At 39.3% G+C, this 23991-nt stretch carries 20 protein-coding genes and 5 tRNA genes; 14 read left to right on the plus strand and 11 right to left on the minus strand.

What is annotated here, in order from left to right:
* Nucleotides 1-93: 93 nt before the first annotated feature.
* Complete coding sequence (locus BTN98_RS12480; RefSeq protein ID WP_060996905.1) at nucleotides 94-339, minus strand: Rho-binding antiterminator; 246 nt, start codon at nucleotides 337-339, stop codon at nucleotides 94-96.
* Nucleotides 340-558: 219 nt separating this feature from the next.
* Nucleotides 559-1416: a class A beta-lactamase gene (gene bla, locus BTN98_RS12485; protein WP_060996906.1), complete on the minus strand. Its 858-nt coding sequence runs from the start codon at nucleotides 1414-1416 to the stop codon at nucleotides 559-561.
* Between the two features lie 204 nt (nucleotides 1417-1620).
* On the opposite strand from bla, the gene BTN98_RS12490 reads away from it, so the two are divergent.
* From BTN98_RS12490 to BTN98_RS12510, 5 genes are all read left to right on the plus strand, one after another.
* Nucleotides 1621-1711 (plus strand) — tRNA-Ser (locus BTN98_RS12490).
* Between the two features lie 47 nt (nucleotides 1712-1758).
* Nucleotides 1759-1834 (plus strand) — tRNA-Thr (locus BTN98_RS12495).
* A gap of 9 nt (nucleotides 1835-1843) precedes the next feature.
* Nucleotides 1844-1928: transfer RNA gene (locus BTN98_RS12500), tRNA-Tyr, on the plus strand.
* Nucleotides 1929-1947: 19 nt separating this feature from the next.
* Nucleotides 1948-2022, plus strand: a tRNA-Gly gene (locus BTN98_RS12505).
* A 6-nt stretch (nucleotides 2023-2028) separates the two neighbouring features.
* Nucleotides 2029-2104, plus strand: a tRNA-Asn gene (locus BTN98_RS12510).
* A gap of 167 nt (nucleotides 2105-2271) precedes the next feature.
* Here the strand turns inward: BTN98_RS12510 and BTN98_RS12515 are convergent.
* Nucleotides 2272-2484, minus strand: coding sequence for a helix-turn-helix domain-containing protein (locus BTN98_RS12515; protein WP_060996907.1), 213 nt, complete (start codon nucleotides 2482-2484; stop codon nucleotides 2272-2274).
* 133 nt (nucleotides 2485-2617) lie between these two features.
* Here BTN98_RS12515 and BTN98_RS12520 point away from each other — a divergent pair, with 133 nt between their 5' ends.
* The 4 genes from BTN98_RS12520 to BTN98_RS12535 all read left to right on the plus strand — a co-directional run bounded on the left by BTN98_RS12520 (nucleotide 2618) and on the right by BTN98_RS12535 (nucleotide 4815).
* Nucleotides 2618-2830, plus strand: a complete 213-nt coding sequence (locus BTN98_RS12520; protein ID WP_060996908.1) for a hypothetical protein — start codon at nucleotides 2618-2620, stop codon at nucleotides 2828-2830.
* Between the two features lie 8 nt (nucleotides 2831-2838).
* On the plus strand, nucleotides 2839-4014 hold the full coding sequence (locus tag BTN98_RS12525; protein ID WP_060996909.1) for an Arm DNA-binding domain-containing protein: 1176 nt from the start codon (nucleotides 2839-2841) through the stop codon (nucleotides 4012-4014).
* A 2-nt stretch (nucleotides 4015-4016) separates the two neighbouring features.
* Nucleotides 4017-4343: a hypothetical protein gene (locus BTN98_RS12530; RefSeq protein ID WP_060996910.1), complete on the plus strand. Its 327-nt coding sequence runs from the start codon at nucleotides 4017-4019 to the stop codon at nucleotides 4341-4343.
* A 79-nt stretch (nucleotides 4344-4422) separates the two neighbouring features.
* A complete protein-coding gene (locus tag BTN98_RS12535) occupies nucleotides 4423-4815 on the plus strand; it encodes a YlcI/YnfO family protein (RefSeq protein ID WP_146107018.1) in 393 nt (130 codons plus the stop codon).
* A gap of 296 nt (nucleotides 4816-5111) precedes the next feature.
* Here BTN98_RS12535 and BTN98_RS20845 read toward each other — a convergent pair whose 3' ends face one another.
* Nucleotides 5112-5336 carry an IS3 family transposase gene (locus tag BTN98_RS20845; RefSeq protein WP_060996912.1) on the minus strand — a complete coding sequence of 75 codons (225 nt, stop codon included), beginning with the start codon at nucleotides 5334-5336 and terminating at the stop codon, nucleotides 5112-5114.
* Nucleotides 5337-5624: 288 nt separating this feature from the next.
* Here BTN98_RS20845 and BTN98_RS12545 point away from each other — a divergent pair, with 288 nt between their 5' ends.
* From BTN98_RS12545 to BTN98_RS12560, 4 genes are read left to right on the plus strand one after another with little or no spacing between them, the layout of a single operon-like run.
* Nucleotides 5625-8738: a helicase-related protein gene (locus BTN98_RS12545; protein ID WP_060996913.1), complete on the plus strand. Its 3114-nt coding sequence runs from the start codon at nucleotides 5625-5627 to the stop codon at nucleotides 8736-8738.
* The gene (drmB, locus tag BTN98_RS12550; RefSeq protein WP_060996914.1) at nucleotides 8738-10543 is read left to right on the plus strand and encodes a DrmB family protein; all 1806 of its coding nucleotides are present in this window, start codon (nucleotides 8738-8740) and stop codon (nucleotides 10541-10543) included. The genes BTN98_RS12545 and drmB overlap by 1 nt, the downstream gene beginning before the upstream one ends.
* Nucleotides 10543-11919, plus strand: coding sequence for an AAA family ATPase (locus BTN98_RS12555; RefSeq protein ID WP_060996915.1), 1377 nt, complete (start codon nucleotides 10543-10545; stop codon nucleotides 11917-11919). Before drmB ends, BTN98_RS12555 begins: the two co-directional genes overlap by 1 nt.
* Nucleotides 11919-13355 carry a hypothetical protein gene (locus BTN98_RS12560; protein ID WP_060996916.1) on the plus strand — a complete coding sequence of 479 codons (1437 nt, stop codon included), beginning with the start codon at nucleotides 11919-11921 and terminating at the stop codon, nucleotides 13353-13355. The genes BTN98_RS12555 and BTN98_RS12560 overlap by 1 nt, the downstream gene beginning before the upstream one ends.
* A 235-nt stretch (nucleotides 13356-13590) precedes the next feature.
* Here the strand turns inward: BTN98_RS12560 and BTN98_RS12565 are convergent, their stop codons facing one another.
* From BTN98_RS12565 to BTN98_RS12585, 5 genes are read right to left on the minus strand one after another with little or no spacing between them, the layout of a single operon-like run.
* Complete coding sequence (locus BTN98_RS12565; protein WP_060996917.1) at nucleotides 13591-14877, minus strand: LlaJI family restriction endonuclease; 1287 nt, start codon at nucleotides 14875-14877, stop codon at nucleotides 13591-13593.
* On the minus strand, nucleotides 14864-16813 hold the full coding sequence (locus tag BTN98_RS12570; RefSeq protein ID WP_060996918.1) for an AAA family ATPase: 1950 nt from the start codon (nucleotides 16811-16813) through the stop codon (nucleotides 14864-14866). The genes BTN98_RS12565 and BTN98_RS12570 overlap by 14 nt, the downstream gene beginning before the upstream one ends.
* Nucleotides 16814-16867: 54 nt before the next feature.
* The gene (locus BTN98_RS12575; protein ID WP_060996919.1) at nucleotides 16868-17791 is read right to left on the minus strand and encodes a helix-turn-helix domain-containing protein; all 924 of its coding nucleotides are present in this window, start codon (nucleotides 17789-17791) and stop codon (nucleotides 16868-16870) included.
* On the minus strand, nucleotides 17788-19383 hold the full coding sequence (locus tag BTN98_RS12580) for an ATP-binding protein (RefSeq protein WP_060996920.1): 1596 nt from the start codon (nucleotides 19381-19383) through the stop codon (nucleotides 17788-17790). The genes BTN98_RS12575 and BTN98_RS12580 overlap by 4 nt, the downstream gene beginning before the upstream one ends.
* Nucleotides 19380-21230 (minus strand): DEAD/DEAH box helicase, encoded by a 1851-nt coding sequence (locus BTN98_RS12585; protein WP_060996921.1) that lies wholly within the window; start codon nucleotides 21228-21230, stop codon nucleotides 19380-19382. The genes BTN98_RS12580 and BTN98_RS12585 overlap by 4 nt, the downstream gene beginning before the upstream one ends.
* Before the next feature lie 113 nt (nucleotides 21231-21343).
* Between BTN98_RS12585 and dcm the strand changes: the two genes are divergently transcribed.
* Nucleotides 21344-22666: a DNA cytosine methyltransferase gene (gene dcm, locus BTN98_RS12590; protein ID WP_060996922.1), complete on the plus strand. Its 1323-nt coding sequence runs from the start codon at nucleotides 21344-21346 to the stop codon at nucleotides 22664-22666.
* A gap of 373 nt (nucleotides 22667-23039) precedes the next feature.
* Here dcm and BTN98_RS12595 read toward each other — a convergent pair whose 3' ends face one another.
* Together BTN98_RS12595 and BTN98_RS12600 are read right to left on the minus strand one after the other, a co-directional pair.
* Nucleotides 23040-23354, minus strand: a complete 315-nt coding sequence (locus BTN98_RS12595; RefSeq protein ID WP_060996923.1) for a hypothetical protein — start codon at nucleotides 23352-23354, stop codon at nucleotides 23040-23042.
* Nucleotides 23355-23522: 168 nt separating this feature from the next.
* A complete protein-coding gene (locus BTN98_RS12600) occupies nucleotides 23523-23945 on the minus strand; it encodes a hypothetical protein (RefSeq protein ID WP_060996924.1) in 423 nt (140 codons plus the stop codon).
* Nucleotides 23946-23991 lie beyond the last annotated feature (46 nt).

Genomic DNA, 23991 nt, shown 5'->3' on the forward strand with positions numbered 1-23991 from the left:
CGTTTCTATTAGTAAAAATAGAAACGCCATTTTTATTGAACACAAAGAAAAGTTGATCGTATTTACAATGTAAATCTTATTTTAATCAATGTGTTACTTGAAATTTATTGTCGAAAAATGCGGGTTTTTTGTAATCGCCATCATTGATACTAGATTATCTAATATGACAGGTTGTGGGTGTTGCTCAACTAATAACATCATACATTCCTCACGATTTTGATTATAAAATGTATCGTGAGCAATACCTATCATCTCACTACCATCGCTCAAGGTGAGTTTTATCGTCAAATGATGCATACATGCTATTTCGATATAATCATGTTGGTGGCAATTTAGCATTGTATTATCCTCGCAGTATCAATAATCAGATAAAAATTTAAAATCAAAATGTTATCTAAATAGCTCTAAAATATTATGGATAAAGGTTAGCAACATACCTAAAAAATCCATTATCCCCGCAATCAATAAAAGCATCGTCATATCTAATCTTTTACAAATAATATAAACAATAGCAAAAGAGAGGATTAAATAGATCCTCTCTTTATCCTTTAGTGGTATTTATTTTAAATGCTGAAAAATTAATTGGCCAATGTTGGCGATGGTGGTATTGAGTTCCGCCATTGGTTTACCCGTTTGTGCTAAATAAATACTGATCATGATCGGCTGCTTACCTTGCTGCCATACTGCCGCCGTAATACCTCGTGAACCATATGTACTGTCATACCCTGAACGATCTGCAATGTGCCAGCCTGCGGGTAGAACTGCACGAAGTAATGGATCAGAGACTTTATTGTCCATCATCCATTGTTTTAACTGCGTACGAGCACTCGTTGATAACGCGTCTGTATATAGAAGATGATATAAGGTTGAATTTATCGTGATAGGGGTAGTGGTATCGCGTAGTTCAGCAGTACTGACATTATTTACATTAGGCTCAATTCTATCAAGACGCGTGATCTTGTCATCAAGAGTACGAATAAACTGCGTGACGCTCTTAGGCCCACCAATATTATTAAGCACAAGGTTAGCAGCAGTGTTATCACTGGTTAACATGGTTGCATTACACAATTGAGCTAACGTCATGCTGGTACCAACACGATCAGTTGTGACTGGTGCATAGCTTAAAATATCACTTTGTTTAATTGTGATAGCTTGGTTTAAGTCAATACGTTGAGTATCTGCCTGATGTAATAAGTCGGCACAGGCTAAGGTTTTAAAAGTACTCATCATCGGCACACGCTGTTCGCCATGGTAGCTCCAACTTGTATTGGTATTGGCGTTATATACAGCGACAGCGACTGTGCCTCCGAGTTGGTGCTCGATTTTCGCTAGCTTGGGGCTAATCTGACTAATTTGTGCTGATGCTAACTGGCTAAAAGAGAGTAACAGTGCGCTAGTGATAATACGTAGCTTCATAAACAATGCTCAAATGTAAATAATTGAAGTTGAATTGTACTTAACTATTCTATTATGCAAACCAAGAGAGGTGATAATAGTGTAACAATTGGCAATAAATGTATTTATTGTGAACTTCTTGCTTAAAGAATAGCTAGTTAGATTTTTTTTGTGTTTTTTTGCTTTACAGTTGCAGCTGATAACTATAATATTCACCGCACTTACGGAGAGATGGCTGAGTGGTTGAAAGCACCGGTCTTGAAAACCGGCATACGTTTATAGCGTATCTAGGGTTCAAATCCCTATCTCTCCGCCAAATTTAATTGTTGAGTTTAGGCTTGGCAATAAAAAAGAAATTAGTGTGCCGACTTAGCTCAGTAGGTAGAGCAACTGACTTGTAATCAGTAGGTCACCAGTTCGACTCCGGTAGTCGGCACCATTAAATTTCGGTGGGATTCCCGAGTGGCCAAAGGGAGCAGATTGTAAATCTGCCGGCACTGCCTTCGAAGGTTCGAATCCTTCTCCCACCACCATAATTTGTAAAGATACATCGCAGGTATCGTATAATGGCTATTACTCCAGCCTTCCAAGCTTGAGATGCGGGTTCGATTCCCGCTACCTGCTCCAAATAATTCCCTCTTAGTTCAGTTGGTAGAACGGCGGACTGTTAATCCGTATGTCACTGGTTCAAGTCCAGTAGAGGGAGCCAAATAGAGAAGCCCGCAAGAAATTGCGGGCTTTTTTACGTCTGGAGAAAATAGCTTGCAAATAGTGGTGTGTCCAAACGGTGACCAAAATGGTGACCACCGTTTGTGAATGGAGCATTGATTAAGCACATCATAAAATAGCGTTACTCAAATCTAGCTATTATATAAACTAATCCACTGTCTTCTTTTGTACTTCAAATAATTCCCCGACAGGAATATCGAGATAATCACATAGTTGTTCAATAACTTCTAAGTCTACTCGAGTTGCTGTTTCATTATATAAACGTGTCAGCGTACCTCGATTAATACCAGTATCTCGTGAAATATCAGATATTTTTAAGCGTTTTTCACCCATTAATTTGGATAAATGACACTTCAACATGTTCTTCTCCTGTTAAAAATGTTCTCCTGTAGGTTAAAAATGGTTGCAATAGGTCAATATTGTGGTACATTTTGTTCTGTAGGAGGGCATTTAAGCCTTTTGTAAAGCAAATCGTGTTATAGGAGATTGTACGATGGACAATACCTACCTTACAACAGCAGAACTCGCTGATCGTATTAAATATGATAAGCGTGTCATTAGAGAGCAGCTAAAAGACACCGTGCTATTTGAAGGTGTTCACTATATCCGTCCTTTTGGTGGACGAAAAATATTGTTTATTTGGGAGCGTGTTGAAGAGGAAATGCTTGTTGGTATTTCGATTCAATCATTATTCACAGGGAATTAGGAGGGTATATGGCAGCAGTTAATAGTCGGCAAGGTAAGTTGTTTGTTGATTTTCGATATCGAGGGATCCGTTGTCGAGAACAAACTCAATTAATTGATACTCCGGTGAACCGTAAGCGGCTTGGAGGCTTAATTAAAACAATTGAAGCAGAAATTACACTGGGTATTTTTGATTATCAAAAATATTTCCCAAAAAGTAAGTCTGTGGTGAAATTTAAAGAGATTGAGCAGCGGGAAACAAATGCGATTCAAGCACTAAAGTCGCCTAATTCACCACGTTTAGCTGAATTTGCTGATATTTGGTTGAAAGAAAAGAAAATCGAATGGAGTAAAGGCCATTATGATGACGTAGACGGTATTTTGGCGAAATACCTGATCCCTACGTTCGGTAATCAAAAGATCAGCGCCATCACCAAACAACAAATTTTGCAGTTTCGTTCCATCCTTACCAAAGTACCGGGACAAAAAGAGGGGGGTTTAGGCCCATCACGTATCAATCATATTATGACGCCGCTAAGAATGTTGATAAATGAAGCCGCTGATCGTTATGAATTTACCTCAGCGTGGAAAAATATCAAAGCATTAAAAATTGGCCGTAGTGAAATTGACCCATTTTCTTTGTCAGAAATCGAACAGTTAATTGAATGCGCGCCAGAAGAATATAAAGCTTATTATATCACGCGTTTCTTTACCGGAATGCGTACAAGTGAAATTGATGGATTGATGTGGGATAACGTTGATTTCAAAAATAAAATAATTTTAGTACGCCAAAGTTTAGTTAAAGGCGTATTGAAAGGATTAAAGACAGATAGCTCTTATCGTGAGATTGATTTAATTGATCGCGTTGTTGCTGCTCTGAAAAAGCATAAAGAAACAGCAGACTTATCAGATAAGTTTGTTTTTACTAACCGTCATCATAAGCCCCTTAACTATACTATCGTATCACGTACGATATGGTATCCGACACTGGATAAAGCAAACTTGCGTCATCGTAATCCTTATCAGACACGTCATACCTACGCAACCTTGCTGTTGGCTTCGGGAGAGTCGCCTGAATGGATCGCTAAGCAAATGGGGCATTCGACAACAACAATGTTATTTCGTGTTTATTCGCGTTTTGTACCGAACCTTACTCGTCGAGATGGTAGTGCATTTGAAAAATTTCTGAATCATGGAGGAAGTTAAGTATGCATTATTCACCCCTTACCGTACATTGCACCAGCTTATGTCTTGATGTTGTCTCTGATGATAAGTTTCACTTTATTAGCATGAGTGAAATTCAAAGTTATAAGGATGATATTTATTCTCTTATTATTGCACGTATGCGATTAACGGTATCAGGGCCACAGCAAGCTGAACATTTGTTTATTTGTGCTGTGCGTGATGAAATCTTATTTGTTTTATTGCAATGCAAGCGGCATCAATGGGCAAAAGATCCTGGCTGGATTTTGAAAACATTAGAAATGAAGATCACATTAAGCCATCAGTTATATATTCAACATTCATTCTTTTAATTTTAAATGAAAATCGTGCGTAATAACGAAAGTTGTAGTGTGCGCACAATCTATTGATTTTATTTTAACGGGTGCGTACATGCAGAAATATCCAATCGTAATAAATACGAATACTAACCTAAAAACACAAAAGAAAAACATTCGATTTGAACATGAATTATTATTTGAAATAGAATCAGTTAAAGCGAAAAAACAGTCATTTTCATCATGGGTAAAACAAGCATGCCGCAATCAAATAAATCAGCGATACAACTCGGTTGAAAGTGTGCGCACACTTGACGATAACGTTGAAGACCTTGTGCGCACAGATGTCGATGCCACGCTCGATAATGAAGCTCAAGCGTTGGCATTGTATTGGTTATCACGAGGGTTATTTCATCAGCAAATATCTAATAAATTAAATCAGTTAGAAATGAAAACGACGTCTGGTCATGCATGGACGCGTGTTGCGGTAAGATCGTTGTGTAAATAAGAGATATTTATTGCGGTAGTATATGTGCGCACAGATATAAAACATTATAATTCTAATGTGGATTATTACCGTAAACTTAATAGCTTAGAATAAAATATAACCTACTAGTAAAGTGTTAGAAGTGTGCGCACGAATGTAAGCGTGTCATACTCCCCGTATTCCAATCACTTAATACCAATAATAAGATCACGTCTTATGCAAACGGCAACAGTTCATACCCATTCAAATATCTACCGCCCACATAACATTTTTCATCAATGATATTGAATTCAGTATGCCTTAATGTACGTAAGCTACTAATATTTATTAATTAAATAGAAATAAAATTGCTTGGTAAGTGGTTTTGGTAAAATATTACTTCTGTTTTTTATCATGAAATTAACTAGAGGGTGAATCATGCTTTGGATCATGACAACAACCGCATCAATTGCTTCTGTTAAGGAGTAATTTTGTTCTAGAACTAATTGTGCTGCTTCAAGCTTAAATTCAGCACTAAATAATCGTCTTGTACGATTTGTCATAATGTCACCTCTGAGTAGGTGGCCAAATTTAATGTACTACTACATTAGTAAACGATAATAAGATAGAGCACCGTCACACGATGATAAATACTTACGGGTTCACTCTTTTTGAATTGCAATAAGTTGAGTATTATCCAAGCAGTAAGATAAGGCTGCTATGCCAATAATTTCCAAGTAAGTTAACTTGAAGGTTACCTTAAACATAAGGTTAATCAACTAAATTTAACCCCATACCGTACGGGATACTTTTTGCTTGGCGCTGTCAAAATAATACTATAGAGAATTCAAATGAACGAATTTATCCAAGCAAGGCTCGAGCTAATTGATTACTTAAAAACACAGCTTATTGGGCCTGTAGGTGGTGTGGAAGAGAGGTTAAAAGATGCTCCTCATAAACGCTATCTTATGGGGACTCTCTTTCCTGCTGCTGCTTGTATCGATGATACAAATGACGACAAAGACGATGATTCTACAACCAAAGCTCTAGCCAATGATTTTAAACCATCATCGATGGCTATATCTTTCGCAATCCAATCAAATACATTGTTGCGGCTGAATATTACAGCAGGCTCTTATACCAAAGGAAAAATGCTTGAGTGGCAACGCTCTGAACTATCTCATGAAGAAAATCTTGAAAAAGTAGTCATTCGAAAGAGTGAAATATTTGATGGACGCGCACGCCTAGATATTACGGTAAGACCTATAACTTCAGGGAAGATTGTAACTATCGCAATGTCAAACAATGCAAGCTCAGGCGAGCGCTTAGATCCTGAAAAATGTTTATACCAGTGCGGTATCAAGGTCTCTGTTTTAGAAGGTAATATCAGAGAGTACCCAAGTAGTGAACGATTCAAACTCGATGATGAGCAGCAGGAACTGAACTTAGCTTATAGAAAACGGGTTCCTTGGGCTGTTGGTCATGGTGTTGCTGTTGATTGGTCTTTTGATGGGGAAGCAAGTCCAACCCAATTATACACAGAGGCGATGCCTACCCATGAAGTGAAAGACTTTAGTACTGAAATAGATCAGAGTAAGTACCCAAACCTCAGCAGTAACATTCTTAGCATAACCAGAATAGCGGATGTTGATGCGGTAACTGATCAACAGCTACTTTCTGGATATCAGGAACTTATTTTAGCCTACCGAACTTGGATTAATGAACTTGATAACGAAGTTTTAGATAATAGATATCTTGCAGCGAAAACGCGCATTATCCAGAGGTTGAGAAGTGCAGCTCAAAGAATGGAGGATGGAATTAAAGGTCTACAAAACTCTTCATTAGCAATGGAAGCTTTCCGTATCGCTAACAAGGCTATGCTGATGCAAATGCTACATTCTGGGAAAAAGTATGCCGGAGAAGCTAAGTCAAAAGACTTTGAGTATGTAAGCCCTGATTACTTTGCTGATGATGTAGTTGAGAGCTTCAAATGGCGCCCATTCCAGTTAGCCTTTCAATTGCTCGTTTTAGAATCTCTTATTCCGAACGAAGATACAGGTGATTTACCTAAATCTCATGAAGAAGTAGATCTTTTATGGTTCCCTACTGGTGGTGGTAAAACCGAAGCCTACCTAGCTGTTGCAGCATGGGAAATGATATACCGTCGTTTGACTAAAGGGAAACGTGGCGCAGGTACTGCAGTTATTAAACGCTACACATTACGCTTGCTAACATCTCAACAGTTTCAAAGGGCAGGAAGCTTAATCTGCGCTTTAGAAAAATTACGCGAAAATGATTCTCGATTAGGACAAGAGCCATTTTCTCTTGGTCTGTGGGCTGGTATGGATAGCACACCTAATAGTTATAAAGATGCTCATAACAAGTTTGTGATCACACGCGACGACCCTGAACCTGAGAATAGTTTCCAATTACAAAACTGTCCTTGGTGCGGTACTGAAATAATACCGAAGGTTTATACCTCTGAGTATCTTTCATATGGTATCCGCTCAAATCCTGATAACAAGTTTGAATTTTTCTGTCCAAATGAAGGGTGCGATTTTCATCACCACTTACCTATACAAGTTGTGGACGAGGCCTTATATGCTTCTCCACCTAGTCTTCTAATAGGGACGGTTGACAAATTTGCTCGCCTAACTTGGAAGGCTGAAGCTGCGGCTTTCTTCGGAGATAAAAAAGTACTACCTCCAAGCCTTATAATTCAAGACGAATTACATCTAATTTCTGGTCCTTTAGGTACCATTGCTGGTATTTATGAAGCTGGTTTTGATTCTATCATTGAGGTCCTTGGCCAGAAACCTAAGGTAATAGCTGCAACAGCGACGATTCGTGCGGCAGAGCAGCAATGTGTACGTTTATTTGGCAGAAGAGTTAACGTGTTTCCTCCATCAGGGACAGACCAAGCCGACTCTTTCTTTTCAAAAGAAGAACTTGATAAACCAGGTCGAATGTATGTTGGTATAATGCCCGCAGGGCATACAGGGCAAACTTCACTTGTTCAAACAAGCGCAGCCGCTCTTTTAGCTCCTTATGAGCGGGGATTTGAGTATGAACTACTTGATAGTTACTGGACCCTACCTATTTATCACAATAGCCGTAGAGAACTAGGTAAAACTATGACCCTAGGACGCGACGATATTCCTGAACGTATCAAAGTCATTTCTAATAATATGCATGATACTCGTAAGATTGAAAGCGTCGAGGAGCTGAGCGCAGGTGTCAAAGGCTCCAAAATACCGGAAGTACTAACGAAACTAAGTAAGCCTGTGCCTGATGCTGTCGATATATTACCGTGTACGAATATGATTTCTGTCGGTGTGGATATTGAACGTCTTGGTATGATGGTGATTGTTGGACAGCCGAAAGCTACTGCTGAATATATACAGGCATCAAGCCGTGTAGGACGAAGTAAAAAACGTCCTCCAGGCATTGTGATCACTCAATACTCTCCGACTAAGCCACGAGATCGCTCACACTACGAAACTTTCAAGAGCTATCATCAAGCCCTATATCGTTACGTTGAGCCTACTAGTATTACCCCTTGGGCTAAACCAGCACTTGAACGAGCTCTGCATGCTGCTTTAATTTCAGTAGTCAGAGTTACGGGGTACCTAAGAAAAAATGAAAACGCGAAACACCTTGATGTGTCCCATTCTGAGTTCAAAACACTCTTGGCGGTATTTAAAAAGCGTATCGTAAAGGCTATGAACGGTATGCCACAAAAGGAGCAAGACGAGACTCTAGAATACCTTCAATCTTTAGTCGACACATGGCAGGAACGTTGTGATAGAACGTCTAGGCCTTTAAGCCACTATACGGGAGAAAAGCAATTTCAACCGTTAATCCAACCTTATGAAAGTGCGCAACATGATGAAGCGTGGCGTACCCTAAATTCAATGAGAAATGTTGATACTGAAACCTGTTTGTTTATTAGAGGAGAGAACTAATGGCAGATTCAAACCGCGCTTACCGTAGTTCTCAATTGATTTCACCTTTTGGCCCTGGCTCTATCATTGAGCTTGGTGACGAATCTCTTTCACTAGCAGACCCGATTTATTGGCCTAAAAAGCTTGAAGAGATAAAACTTGAGCGTTTATCTAGCGAAGCTGGCGTATGGGCTTTGAAAAAACCGCCGGTAATCAAGAATAAGAGAGATGAAGCCGGTCCCCATAACGCTTTAATGACAGTCCGTTTCCCTAAATGGATGTTCTGTCCACGTTGTAAACGTATGGAACTTTGGAAAAAAGAAACCGGTCACCTCAACTCAGATGGGATACCTGTATGTGCAAATAACTTATGTAAGCAAAAAGTTCTTGCTCCTATGCGTTTTGTCGCCGCGTGTAAGAAAGGGCACCTTCAAGATATTCCTTGGGTGTATTGGGCTCACAAAAATAGCAGGCAGAATACTTGTGAAAACCCAGAACTCTATTTCCTGTCTAATCCCGAACTTGGTAGCGGTTTGGATGCTCTCTATGTTGAGTGTAAAAATCCAGAGTGTGGTTCAAAAAACTCTCTTAAAGAAATAATGAGTCAGACAGGGCTTGCAGGTGTTAAATGCAATGATACTCAGCCTTGGGAATATAAAGATCCTGCAGAGCGCCAATGTGATGAACCGCTACATGTATTACAAAGGGGAGCAAGCAACCTCTATTACTCAATAGTACGCTCCGCATTGGATATCCCTCATTCAGAGAAAAGCTCTGGTAACCAAATATATCTCAAGATAAAAGAATCAAATGATTTTGAAAGTTTGATGACTGCTTTATCTGATGGAAAAGAGCGTGTAATTAACGCATATATTGAAGAAATTGCAGAAGAGTTTGATCTTACTGAAGAACAAGTTTTGAACGCAGTAACTGGTAAAGAAAAGGAACAACGGACGTTTAAAGTTCCGAAAGATGAAGACTTAAGAGTTGCTGAGTGGGCTATTCTTTCTTCTCCAGATATTGCGAGTAAAGAGACTAAAACTTTTAAAGCTAAGGTCGCAGACTGGGTTAACTATCCCACTTTTGGCTTTGATTCTGTAATAAAGCGAGTTGTTTTATTAGATAAATTACGTGAAGTACGTGCATTTTGTGGATTTGAGCGCGTATCACCAAGCGATAACATTGTTAGCCCCAAAACCGCTTTGGAGAATAGATCGTGGCTTCCTGCTACTGAAGTCTATGGCGAAGGCATATTCATTGAAATGGATAACTCTGTCATTAACTCTTGGGAACAGCATATACCACAAGAGTTAAAGCTGCGAATTGAAAAGTTGAAGAAGCATCATACGGATCTCAGCTCTACTTATTTGCCTGTTCCAAACGTAAAGTTTTTAGTTCTACATACTTTAGCCCATCTATTAATTAGACAGCTAAGTTTTGAAAGTGGGTATTCTAGTAGTTCTCTAAGAGAGAGAATCTATGCTGATGATGATCAAGCCGGACTGCTTATATATACAGCTGATGGTGATTCAGAAGGAAGTTTGGGAGGACTCGTTCAGCAAGGCGAGGCTCACAGATTATTCCCAGCAATATTAGCAGCGTTAGAAACTGCATATTGGTGCTCTAATGACCCAGTGTGTAGTGAAAAGCAAGAGTTAGGCATTATGGGATTAAACCAAGCTGCATGTCACTCTTGTACAATAATTTCAGAAACTAGTTGCGAGAATAACAACCTTTTACTGGACCGAAAGATTTTAATCGGTACAGATAATTATGAAGGCTTATTTACTAAAATTATCAATAATGCGCAGCAGGAGTTTAGCTAATGAGAATGCCTAATGTGCGTCAAATAAGCGAAGAACAACAAGACATTTTTGAAGATGCACCTATCGATGGAAGCATTCTGGTTGCAGGTCCTCCAGGAACAGGTAAAACAGTAATTGCCTTCCTTAGAGCGCAGATATTAGCTAATAAGAACTGTGACGTAACTGTTTTAATGTACAACCGTGTTCTAAGGCGTTACACCGAGAATGTGGCAGCCGAAATAGACGGAAACGTCCAATCAAAAACGATGCATACTTGGTTTCCCGAGTGGTGGAGGTCACATAGAATCGCTACAGGTCATAGCTCTGAAACACTCATTATTGATGGGGACCGAGTATTTGTGAGCTGCCCTTATGAGGATAAGGACAAGTTAAAGAAAGTTGGCGGAAAATGGGGAGCAAATAAATTCAACCCATTCACAAATAAAAAAGGGATGTGGTACGTCCCAAAAAGCCGGTATGACTCAGATCCTAGTATCTATAACGAGTGGACAGGAACTTCATATGAACCATTAGAACTTGCACGATGGCAATACAATTGGTTAGCAATGCGTGATTTGTACCTAGATCAACCTCAAGAAAAAATGGTCGATTGGGGACACTTGATTATTGATGAAGCACAAGATTTCGAACCTGGCCTTTTTTCGTTCTTACATCTGACATCTAAGCAATTAGAGCATGGAGCATTAACGATTCTTGCGGATGAGAATCAAAGACTGGAGGAGAATCGTCACTCTAGTTTAGAAGATATTAGAACGACTCTTAAATTGAACAAGAAACCTGAGCGTGAATTTTCTTTAACAATTAACTTCAGAAATACATATCAAATAGCAAAAGTAGCAAGTCATTTTTATGTGGGGCTACCAACTGGTGTTCCAAAATTACCTAATCGACAAGGGAACAAGCCTCAGCTGGTTGTTGTAAGTAACGTTGAGCAGCAGATTCAATATATTTGTCGTTCACTAAAAAACAGAGCAGCATTAGAAGTTGGTGTAATTGTTGACAATGACACAGATCGGGAACTATTTGTCAAAGAGATAGCTGATCGCTTGACTAACTACACTGTGCAATCATACAGTAGTAAGAACTATAAAAGTAGTGAAGACTTGGTATTTGACACGCAAGGAGTAGTGACTGTATTACATCGTAAGAGCTGCAAGGGACTAGAATTTGATATTGTTTTTATCCCTCAATTACAGTCTTTTACTGTTGATGATGCTGACCTGACAACCTTTAAGATGAATCTCTACGTTATGTGTTCAAGAGCACGTGAAGAACTAGTTTTCTTATGTAATGATGGCACTAAAGCTAACCCTGCTTTTTTTAAGCACTTTCCGAACCGTGCCTCTGGATTAATCGATTATAGAGAACAAGAATAATGGAAATGACCCCTAATACAACGTACTACGTTATGCTTCCTAAACGCTACCTTAGTCGTTACGTTCTCACTTACGAACTTCTTCCTCTAGAGTATTGCTTTGATGTGAATGGGCAAAAGGTTTTTGATCGTTCCACAGTGCATTCCCTTATTAATCAAGGGAAGGTGGGGGATAAAAATGTAGTTGTAGGTCTAACACAACACTTAGGTGGGTCTTACCTACCATACAGTAATATATCTAATATTGGTTTCGCTGACCAAGATAGCTTGAATATGTTTGTAGAGCGCAGCTACGAAAACTATGATTCACGCAATATCGAATGTTACGCTTTGACAAGTGGTAATGAGCCATCAGAGTTAGCAATAGATATTGTTGAGCCTTCAGTAATAGACAAACATACTTTTACATTGAAGATGGCGTTGAATGACGCAATTGTAGCGGCAACACATTCACATCTATTAGTGTATCCACAATTCGCAACAGAGTTGCCCAACTTTAAAGGTCATGCCGAGCAATTATTAAGCGCTATTCTAACTTATTATTTGGACGATACTAACCAACTAGCTATCGCGATTGCGTTTTTCAAAACATGTTCTTTTTTCAACATAGATGCTGGGTGGCAATTAATAGAAGTTGTTGAAAATTTTAATAAAATTTTACCATCAAAAGCAAACTCCGATGATGTAAAACGTTGGTTCGAAACTGCTCAAAAAATAATAAAAAATGAAGACGTTAACCTTATTTACTCTGATGATAAGAATATCGCTCTAAGAGCGATGATCCTTGTCCTTCTCAATCCAGAGAAAGATAATATCAATGCTATGAAAGTTAGCCTTCAAGAACATTTAGGTGAAAAAGTCTACTCGCTAGCAAATATCTTTGTAGGAGCTAGGACTGGTTACAGCTACCTGAGTGTAGAGCAAAGAAACATGCTCGAAGATAGAACACAGCTTCAGTTGCTAAATGCAAGTCTTTATAACCATGCATCTGATGAGCTAACGAGTGAACCAGTCGAGCAAATTCCAACTCAGGAACAAATCTCCCCTGACGAAAACAAATTTATACTAGATCAGGAACCTTGGCTCAAAAGTGTCAGCCCAGGCATATTTGAGCTTTGTGCCGTTAAACCTATGGCTGGATTTGATCTTTCGCTTGAGTATAAACCTGAGAGTTTCTTCGCGTGGCGACTCATAGATGCTAATGGAACCAAAGGAATGGAAAAACTTAAGGGACAATTAGCTCTTAATTTATTACTGATACAAGGAAAATTACCAGCAGGAGTAAGAATAGAAGTCATACAAGATCGAGGGTTATACATCACTTTACCTCTAGTTTGGGCTAAAGAGGCTGATTTAAAAAATAAACTACAGTACATTATTGATGACCTCATTGCGATTAAAATTGCCCAGAAATCGAGTAAGTTAGTTGTAAATTAAATAGCAATCCCAAAAAGGCCAAAGTGAATACTTGCTTTGGCTTTTTACTATTTATGCCATTCGATTATTTGTTCCAAAAATAGCTCAAAATCTTTTCTAGTAACAATCTTCTTGCCGTTCTCGGCGATCACAGAGGACTCCGACCAATTCAGCAACACCGAACGCGGCGTGACTTTTACTATTGTAGAGCCTGAGTTGAAGTGGTACGCGAAACAAAGCAGGTTGCCGAAAGGGGCTACTCGTCAGGAACATCAAAAATTACACTAGTCAACCGATTTAACTTTCCGCCATTGACATAAATGTTTAATAGTGCAATTGGGTCTTGATAATGACAATGAATCGTTGAATATTCGGATATGCAGTCAGACGTTTTTGTTACTTTAACCCCTCGTTTAGCAACATGAGCCGATTTAAGATAATTACTAGAACCTGGAAAAACAAAATGGTTGGATACGGGAGTTTCTTTACCTTCTAGTTGGGATATAGCTTGGTGATAATAAAATTGCTTAACTAAATCAGGCCAGCCTGGGGCCGATGCAACAGAACTCGCGTCATAGTATTTAGCATCAACAACTGCAAATCTATGGTCTATAATATGCTTCAAAACTGTATCAGTTCGTTGAGCTTTCTTAGGTACAGGTACAAATTTATCCGCGCTAGTTTGATATACAGGAACCGGTAATTTGGCATTCACTGCATATTTTCCTATTAAACATTCATCTAGCATTGCTTCCCATAAAGAGTGAAATTTTCGAACGCCAATAAGTAACGTACCTTCCTCTTCTCCTTTTTGCTTCTTTAAACATTGAATCAACCCCTTTAACAAAAATATATCTCGATCGGAATAGACTTGACGAAGCTCCTTTTCGAGGTATGCAATCTGCACATCGAGATTGTTGTTGGGGTGGAGGACATGAGACAACGAAGTATCAAAATAAGAGCTCTGACCAAACCATAGTAATCCATAGACCGATGAAAGATTCTTTATTACTTGAGCATGAATTTTTGCCACCTCACTAGAGGTATCGTAACGAGAGCGTGAAGAGTCAAGTTCAAGGTAGATAGGACTATTATTGCTTGTTAAAGGCACTCTATTTGCTATTGTACGCCTCCAATCAACCTTACCTTTGTTTGTTGTACGTTCTCTAATTCGACGTACATAAAGACCATTAGTAGCGTAGTCTTCTAATAAGGATATAGCCAATGATAGCGACTCACCACCTATGACCTCAGAGCCACTGTCTTGAGCATGAACTCCCGTATCTTTATCAACGTAATACTTTAGTAATGCTTGAACTAACAGACGAGCTAGATTGAAGGCTTTATCTGTAACAATCACACTATTTCTTGGTAAAAAGACAGCTAATTTGTTATCACAAGTAATGACACCACAAAACTCAATTTTTGAATTCCCTTGAGGAATGATACACTCCCGTATCAGTGCATCTATTACCGACGAAGGCACCTCACCAGAGTCCAGTGAGGTACGATCTAGATATAGATTAACGTTACTTAGCTGCATCTATCACCGACTCCTCTAATCGGGTTCCGCTCTCTTCGATTCTTTCCTCTACTTTGCTATTGAAGATAGCTTTGTCTTTCATGAATGCAGAAGATAAGCGACCATAAGTAAGGTATTCAGGTGCAAAGATTTTTTTAGGACCGATATGCCTTAAAACATCATCCCAAAGGTAAACAAACAACTTACTGCTAAGGGTTTGTTTTGCTGCTTCTGTTGTTTCAATTTCATCTCTTTTCACAAAGAATGGGCCGAGTAATCGGTCTTCAGCAACGTGAGCCTCAATCAATACATCGTTAATTATTGAGGCCAGCGTAGGCCAAGAAATCTTAAATACGCCACTTTTAGTTGATAAATGAAAGTCGTGATTTGGGACATCTGCATGAGAAAAATCAATATCTATGAACTTAAAACGCCAACGACGTTTGAATGCTGTATCTAAAGGCATCACCGCTTGGTCACTACTATTCATCGTGGCCAGTAAGGAAAGGTTTGCTGGTATTTCTAACTGTTCAATACTTGCTACACCAGCTTTTTCAAGAGATTGATTGATGTATGCCAACATGTCAGGATCTGATGCATCAATCTTGTAAGTGCTTTCACCATCATATTCTCTGTCTAATAACTGGAATAGCTCTCCAAAGACAGCAGCAGCCGGTGCACGGTTTAATTCTTCTATCACTAGGCAAATATGTTTGTGCGGGTGTAATTTTGCTTCTATCAATGCTTTAGTAAACGGGCCAGGGCGGAACTGGTAAGCAACGTAAGGGTTACCGTCTTCGTCTGTCGCCATGTTAGGCTTAAGTGCCCCAACAAAATCACTGTACTGAGTATCTGGGTGAAAAACAGTGACGATCTTATCAGCTTCTTTATACTCTATTTTATGAATGTGATGGCTCTTACCCGTTCCTGGCGCACCATAAAAGATTTTATTAGTCGCCCCCGTAAAGGCTGGGGCTTTAGAGTTAAAGCGAAGAGAGGACTTAAAGAAAAACGCCTCATCATCTTTCTGGATGGACATGTTATTCCACAGCTTAGAGATAAGCTCAGAGACACTTGCTCTTAGTTCATCAGTATCAAGTAAGCCTGTTTTAACAAATACATATTGGTGTGAGGGGGAATGATAGTGAATAGGCTCTTCAACATATCCTCCGTTACCCGATATAGAAGTAGGTCTAAACAAGAATGCTTTATCTATTGAGCCCCAATTAGAAAACCCTGATGAGGTTGGGCTTAATTCAGCATCCAATTTACCTTGCCACCCGAGCGTAGACAAAATCATAAAGAGCAGCTCATTTCCACTTTGAGCCCTAAATAGATGTGGAAGATACACACTATATTTATCAACTAAAACACGGTAAGCCGCTTTGTTCTTAGCAAATGCCGATGCTAATGCACCTAACATGCCGGAACTACTATTTGGGATTGGTAAAGCTTTTAAAAGGATAGATTTTAAGAAATCTTCATTTGAACGAATTTTGGTTGTCGCATCTTTACCATAGCCGTTGATTATTTCTTTTGCTTTCAGCCGATTATCAGCATTTGATATATCAAAAACATCATAAAAATTGGTTAAACTATATGGATCTATGCCTAATATTTGTGATTGACTAGAAGCTCTAGTACTAATGAATTGAGCGACATCATCAGGCTTGCTTATCGCCTTAACGAGTTGGTCAAATTTTTGTAAGTATTGATTCACCAAATACGATAATGGAGCTAGCTTGATGACATATAAGAAGTATTGGCTAGATATGTATGCGTGATTATCACTGCCAGCGATACGAACCTTTGCAGATGACTCAGATACGGTAATATCAAGAGCTAGGGATTCAAACGCTGATTTTGCATCATTATCAAACTTTAACTCTGGAAAGTTCCAACTAGTATCCGGCTCACTCTTATACCATTCACCGACAGTGTTTATTTTTGAAAGCATAACTTTCTTATCCCTAAGTTCAATCACAGCTACCCGAAAGTAGCTGTGTAGAGGTTAATCGTGTTTGATCCAAAGGCTGCGTGAGATCTCTTGCCGTAAATTTTCGATAAGCTTCTTGTTGGTATCTGAAAACTGACTATTTTCAAACTCACCCATAAAAAAAAGACACTCGGCTAACGGTTTTGATTGCTCTTCCGATAGATTACGCATAAGAGGATGTTCATTATTAAGCGTGATGTAATGATCGTCTTCATATCCTGGCTCCCATAATGAACCATCACTTGTTTTCGCCAGACGGATATCAATATCTTCGATCAGAGGAACGACTATTCTGTAGCTACTTAAATGCTCACCACGACCAGAACAATGAATACGAAATTCTAATAAGGCATTGAAAATAATAGCAAGCGCATCACTAAAACCAGAGCGGTAGATGTTATAACGGTCAGCAATAATATTACCGAACATATCCGTATTATCGACTCCAACACCATCACAATCAGGAATCAAAGCATATTGTGCCTTGACAGACTCAGGCATAAAAATACGAGCATATTTTTTACCTTGGTGTTGCAATGCTTCCGCAACTTTTTCAATCGAGAAGGTAAATGAATCAAGCCCTAAAGTATCTGCAACCTCGTAAGCCATACGAGTTATTTCAGAGCGTTCTGGTAATTGTTCATTGAGCCAATTTAACAGAGCGACATGTTTTTTCTTTAAGTCACCCTTGGGCAGGTCGGTCACTGAAACCTCAAAGGTACTTTCAAATAACTCTCGATTGCTAAATACAACTGCACTTGCCGCTAGTTGATAGACGTAATCAGTAACGATGTGATTAGATTCATTAAAAATTTTATTAAACAAATCAATTGGTAATGGAATTCTATTCTGCCAGAAAATCAGGCCATCCACTCGGTACTTTGGATTTTTATCATTCAAGTAGCGTTTGAAGTCAGATAAATCATATTGGTAACTCATTCATATTCCTCCACATCAGGTAACTCGATACTCAAATGACGTAGTGTTTGACTTACTTTTTGACGAAATCCATTTAACGTATGCTTGTTCGTATCTGAGAACTCACCATGCTCAGCATTGGATAAACTCCATAGCAACATATCTAGAGCTTTCATTGCCTCAACATTGTCCTTGCAGACGTTATACATCTTGTGGAAATAAGGGTGCGACTTACCAAGGGTGACGCATGTATTTCCTTCTTCATCACACGAAGGCTCCCATAAACAATCGCCAAGTAATGAATCCTCTTCATGTACACGCACAGCTTTGTCATCATATACACGGATACCTTCAATCACAGTCGGCTTCATCTGATTTTGATTGCGGATTGTGACCGTATCACCATTAACTTTTATTTCAGAGTTCTTTGTGTGCTTTTTATGTTTATCAATCGCTTTATCTGCAGGTCCGTGCGCTCGCTTGGTGTTAGTAGAAGTTAAGCGCTCTTGACCCTTCAGTAACTCTTGACGCCAAGGAGCAATGAGGCGCTTTAGTTCTTCTCTCACTTCAACAGGGATAATGACTCGACTCTTGCGAAAATCAATACTGAATACATCATCAAATTCGTGGCTAAAATTCAGCTCAACTCGAAGACGAGTGATTTTACTTTCTTTTTTATACATACGATGTGGCCAGCCATCGTGCCAGATAAGGCGTCCCTCACGATAGATGTAAAGTCCTTGATTATCTAGGCCATAACGTACGAAATCTTGTTCATCAGCATTAAGCTCGTTTTGAGAGGGAATAATGCTACCTCTGACAGTAAAATGAAGTTCTTTATTGCCAACTTCAATTGGTACAGGCCTCTCTTTCAGTATACGAGAGCGAGCACCGTCTGTATTGCGATTCAAATCAGCGCAGAGAGGATCCCACCCTTTTAAATTGACGGCAGGGTTGTCTCCAACTTTCATTGATATTGTTACTTCACCAGAGTCTAAGAACTTAAAGAATACAGCGCTTAACTCTAAAGAAAGCTCTTTACCAAGAGACTGAATTTGCGCTTGTACTTGTTTATCACTGCCAGTTTTCACTAAACGGTCTACATGTTCCCAAATAATCATGGTACCGCTAGTTTCTGAGAAAGCCTTCAGGGCATCAAAATCATCATAATAATCGTCTTCATCAGGGGTTTCTAACTCCCAACGGTCTGCTTGAATGATTTTATCAATATCCCATGCTCGACCTACATTATTACCATTTTGATGAGATAACACGACAAGACGGCGACAGAACGCGGTAGAGGCAGTTTTAAGACCCATACCAAATTTACCCAGTGATTTAGGGTTATCACGGCGTGGCGAGCCATAACGCATCGCATTTCGAAGCTGCTCTTCTGACATACCATCACCATTATCACTAATGATGACTCTAAACACTCCAAACATATATTGGAGTTCAACTTCAATATGAGTTGCATTTGCTGCAATAGCGTTGTCAATGATATCGGCAAACGCAGCCTCTTTGTTATAACCGGTATCACGTAAACTCTCGACTAGCCGAGCCGCTGAGGGACGAAAGTCATCTTCTTCTGGTAGTTCTATTTTTTTATTCATGAGCCTAACGCTTCCAAATATTCAAGCATGATCTGCTTGTCTGTTTCTTTATCATCAGTGACTGATACTACACGGTTACTTAGTTGTTGCTTTAAGCGGATACGTTCATCAATTTTTTCTTCAATCGTATCTGCATAATACATGTAGTAGACATTCACTACGGATTTCTGGCCATTACGCCAAGCCCTTGCAGTCGCTTGCTCTTCAAGGGCTGGATTCCATTGGCGACAGTAATGAATCACATTCGTAGCAGCTGTAATATTTAGCCCCATACCCGCCGTTCTAGGGTGAAGCAATAAGACATTGAAACCTTCCGATGCAGAGAAAGTATCAATTAGGGATTGACGCTCGTCGTTAGGTGTTCGCCCGTCGATAACTCCAGACAATATGCCATACCTTTCATTTATTGCGCCTTGTATTAAATCAATAACTTTATGAAAAGTAGCAAAAATAATCACTTTCTCTCCGGCTTGTACAATTTTATCGAGCTGCATCATAAGTAACTCAAACTTTGCACTGCTCTTGATAAGAGAGTTAGCATCATGAGGGATGGTCGATTCAACCAGTGCTGGGTGAGCTGTAAACTGCTGAAGTTTATTCATTAATGGGAGAATACCACCGCCACCATTTTGGCAATCATGCTGCATTTCATCTATTAATGCTTCATATTTTATTTTTTCACTTTCACCTAAAGAGACCGCTGTGTGTATGTCGAGCTTTTCTGGTAATTGCTCTAGTACATCCTTTTTCATTCTTCGCAACGTAATTTGGCGCAAGCTGCTCTCGAGCTCTTCTAAGTTTTTATCTAATGTTTCAGAAAGGTTAGAATGCACGTAGCGACTCTTAAAGCTTTCTTGTCCTCCTAAAAAGCCCTCAAAAACAAGGTCAGTTAAGGCCCATGCATCCATCAAACTATTTTCTACAGGGGTTCCAGACATTGCAACAGTGACACCGATATCTAAACGACGAGCAGAGAGGGATCGAGTAGATTTAGGGTTTTTTAACATACTCGCTTCATCGAACAGAGCGAGATTAAAGTAGACGTCTTCAAACATCGTAATATCTGAAGTCATTGTCGTGTAGGGGGTGATCACAACACTGTGGTCATCGAAAGCGGAGGCAACACCACGACGATTTTTTCCGTAATGCAGATAAGGCGTAATGCTGGGTGCAAAAAAGTTAAATTCACGAACCCAGTTATCAATCAAAGGATTGGGAACAACGATCAATACTTTACTATTTGGGCTCTTTTCCAAAACATCACAACATAGTGCGATCACTTGGGCTGTTTTCCCTAAGCCCATATCATCAGCAAGTATTGTTCCAACCCCATTTTCTGCACAAAAGCTCAGCCAGTTAACTCCTTCTTCTTGATAGGGGTATAGTGACTTTACAAAGAGTTTGTCATGCTGGGCTAGTTTTTGTTGGTTGCTTCTTAGCACTTCAATTAGATGAGAAGGAAACTCATCCATAAATCCTTCTAAATGCAAAGTGCGAAGAAGTTTCATTAGTTTAGGGAGGGGAAGTTCTCCAAAAGCACTAGTTAATAGATCACTGAGATGAGAGCTAACGAAATGCAACCTCTTACCATCAGATATAAAGTAGTCATACTTTGTTAAAGAATGAGTTTGCTCTGCATCTAATGGTTGTCCCCGAAAGAACAGCAAAAAATGAGGAGTTGGCTCTGCCTCAAATTCGAAATGGATTCGAGTAGGACGCTTTGATATAACCATTTCAACTTCTTCAGTACCTGAGTAAGCTGAAATTCGCCCTAGACTAAACAGGTGCTCAGCCTCTAGTAAAATCCCATCTTGTTCAAGCATTCCATCTTTAATTCTGTAAGCCATTCTCATTTTCCATTCACAGGGTTAAAAACCGGATAACCACTTGCTTTTTTACATGTCTAAATATACAGTTCCCACCATTAACCGGGACAAAAACCGGATATCAATAGAGAGAAATGGTAAATAAATTGAATACCTCCCATTATATCAAAGAGTTAAGAGATAAGCTTGGCTTAGGGCAGCGTGAGCTAGCAAATTTGATTGGATTAGGAAAGGACGGCGAACGAACAATTCGTGGTTGGGAAGCAGGAGAGCATAAACCTTCTCCTCTTAAATGGGCAAAGATTGTCGATTTAGAGGATGAAATGAAAAAATTTCATGATTTAGCTCCACTAAAGCAAGACCGACTCGAAGATGCCGATTTTCGTTTTATTGATCTTTTTGCTGGCATAGGTGGCATTCGTTATCCATTCCAGCAATTAGGCGGCCACTGTGTTTTCACCTCTGAGTGGGATAAATTCGCCCAAAAAACGTATTTGGCAAACTATGGAGATATGCCAAATGGCGATATCGTGCAAATTAAAGCTAAAGATATTCCAGATCATGAAGTTCTTTTGGGTGGATTTCCGTGCCAATCCTTTTCTCAAGCTGGATTAAAACAAGGATTTAGTGATACCAGAGGAACGATGTTCTTTGAGGTCCAGAAGATTTTGGCTGTGAAGAGGCCCAAAGCTTTTTTACTTGAAAACGTCAAACAGCTCAGAGGACATGATAAAGGTCAAACACTAAAAACCATCATGGATATCTTACAAGGAAAACATGAACAACAGATCCCAGAAGATGTACCTATGGGTGAAGAAGCACGCCATGCTTTACAACATAAGTTGAATTACTGGGTTGATGTTCGCGTTTTACGAGCGGGGGACTTTGGTGCACCTCAAAACCGAGAACGAGTATTCATTATTGGTTTTGATAAGGACCAGTTTCAGAGCGTAAACTTCGACGACATATTCAATTGGCCTACGCCGCCAAAAACACCTACACGTGTTGGAGATATCCTACAAACACAGGAAGAATTAGCTGCTGACCATAAAGAGTATGGTAAAGACCGTTTTACTATCTCAGATAAGTTGTGGGAAGGGCATCAAAAGCGTAAAGCTGAGCATAAGACTAAAGGCAATGGATTTGGTTATTCACTTTTCAATGCCGAGAGTGAGTACACGAATACGATCAGTGCTCGATATTATAAAGATGGTTCAGAGATACTAATTGACCAAGCCCTGCTCAATAAAAATCCACGCAAGTTAACACCACGCGAGTGCGCGAGATTACAAGGTTTTCCTGAAAATTTTAAAGTTGATGCTGTGTCGCAAAACCAAATATATCAGCAGTTTGGTAACTCAGTTTGTATGAATGTAATCTATGCTGTAGCTAAGCAGATGATCAGTACACTAACGACAGCTGAAAAAGTGGTGTGCGAGCAACGTCAAGCTAGCTAAGCCAATTAAAGGTAAGCCTCTTTTGGGGCTTACTGCTTATTAAAAGTTCAAAGTGCTTTTTCTTTGAAGATTCTGATCTAGCAAAAATTGAATATCATCACCTAGATCTGATAATGGTCGGATCTAATTTCGTGCCATTTATATTCAAGATGCAATACGCTCTATTTGATTATAGAAATCCTTGTGGTGGATGAGGGAAGTGGCATGCTGTTAAATATAACCGTTTTTAGGGTAAATATATCTGACGCAGTTCATCGCCGAACTTACGGGGTACACTGATTCTATCAATCAACATTTGATCTAAGTAAATATTTAAAGCCTGCCACGCTTTTATCTATATTTTTATATATCTGGGTTTCTCATGGTGCTGCTGTCAACGAGATATTGAGACTTTGAACCTAAGATCCCCCTCTTTTGCTATACAGATGATATCGCCTTCAGATAAATGGTGTTTCTTGTAGAATCGAGATGTTTGTCCGCGCGCCATACGCAATAAGCGTTTACTCCCATCAATATCCGTCATTACGGTTTCGCCTGTTCCTTCAAAACTGACACTGAATTTGCTACCCATCTCACTCTTGTTCTTCCCTCCCCAAGAGGTTGCAGGGAAAATGGGACAATCAGCTGGAATATAAAAGTGACCATTTTTTATATTTCCGTTCGTTATTTTTAGGTGTAACTGATTCATTTAAACTCCTATTTACATACTTAGTGATATTTATTGATTATTCATATGTTAACGAAAGTACTTTTTCTTATAACTTGGCTAACTTATCTAAATTGATAAGTATTAATTCACTTTTTTGAGGCTAAAGCTGTTGAAGAAATAGTAGTTATCACCGCATTATAGTTTTTATCATTCAACACTCTCCCTCTTAGGTAATGAAGCGTCTAGTTCAAGAAAAAGTTGCTTTAACCTGTCGGTAGTACTTTCACTGAGTGTTGGCTCTTTGGTACCCGCATACATGCGATAAATCGCGATGATAGCTTGCTCATTCGCTGATAGTAGCGTGCTTTTTTTCTGAATAAACTCAAATATAGCAGGCTCATATTCTTCCAGCGCTAAATTCATTAGTGTGACTGGACAGAGGTTCAACGCATTCGCTAACGACTCTATTTTATTCAGTGCAACCCTTGATTTCCCTTGTTTTATCATCGTTAGGTTGTTGGATGTTGAATATCCCGCTTCTTTGCTTATTTCAGTTTGTAACTTTGGCGATCTAACAATTGCGGCATTAATGTATTGCGCTAGGCGTTTAGGTGTTTTTTTTTGAGGCATTATGAATATCCTTAGTAACCAATGACACTTACGCTAGCACGTCCAA

This window comes from Photobacterium aquimaris (assembly GCF_002954455.1).
GTDB classification, from domain to species: domain Bacteria; phylum Pseudomonadota; class Gammaproteobacteria; order Enterobacterales; family Vibrionaceae; genus Photobacterium; species Photobacterium aquimaris.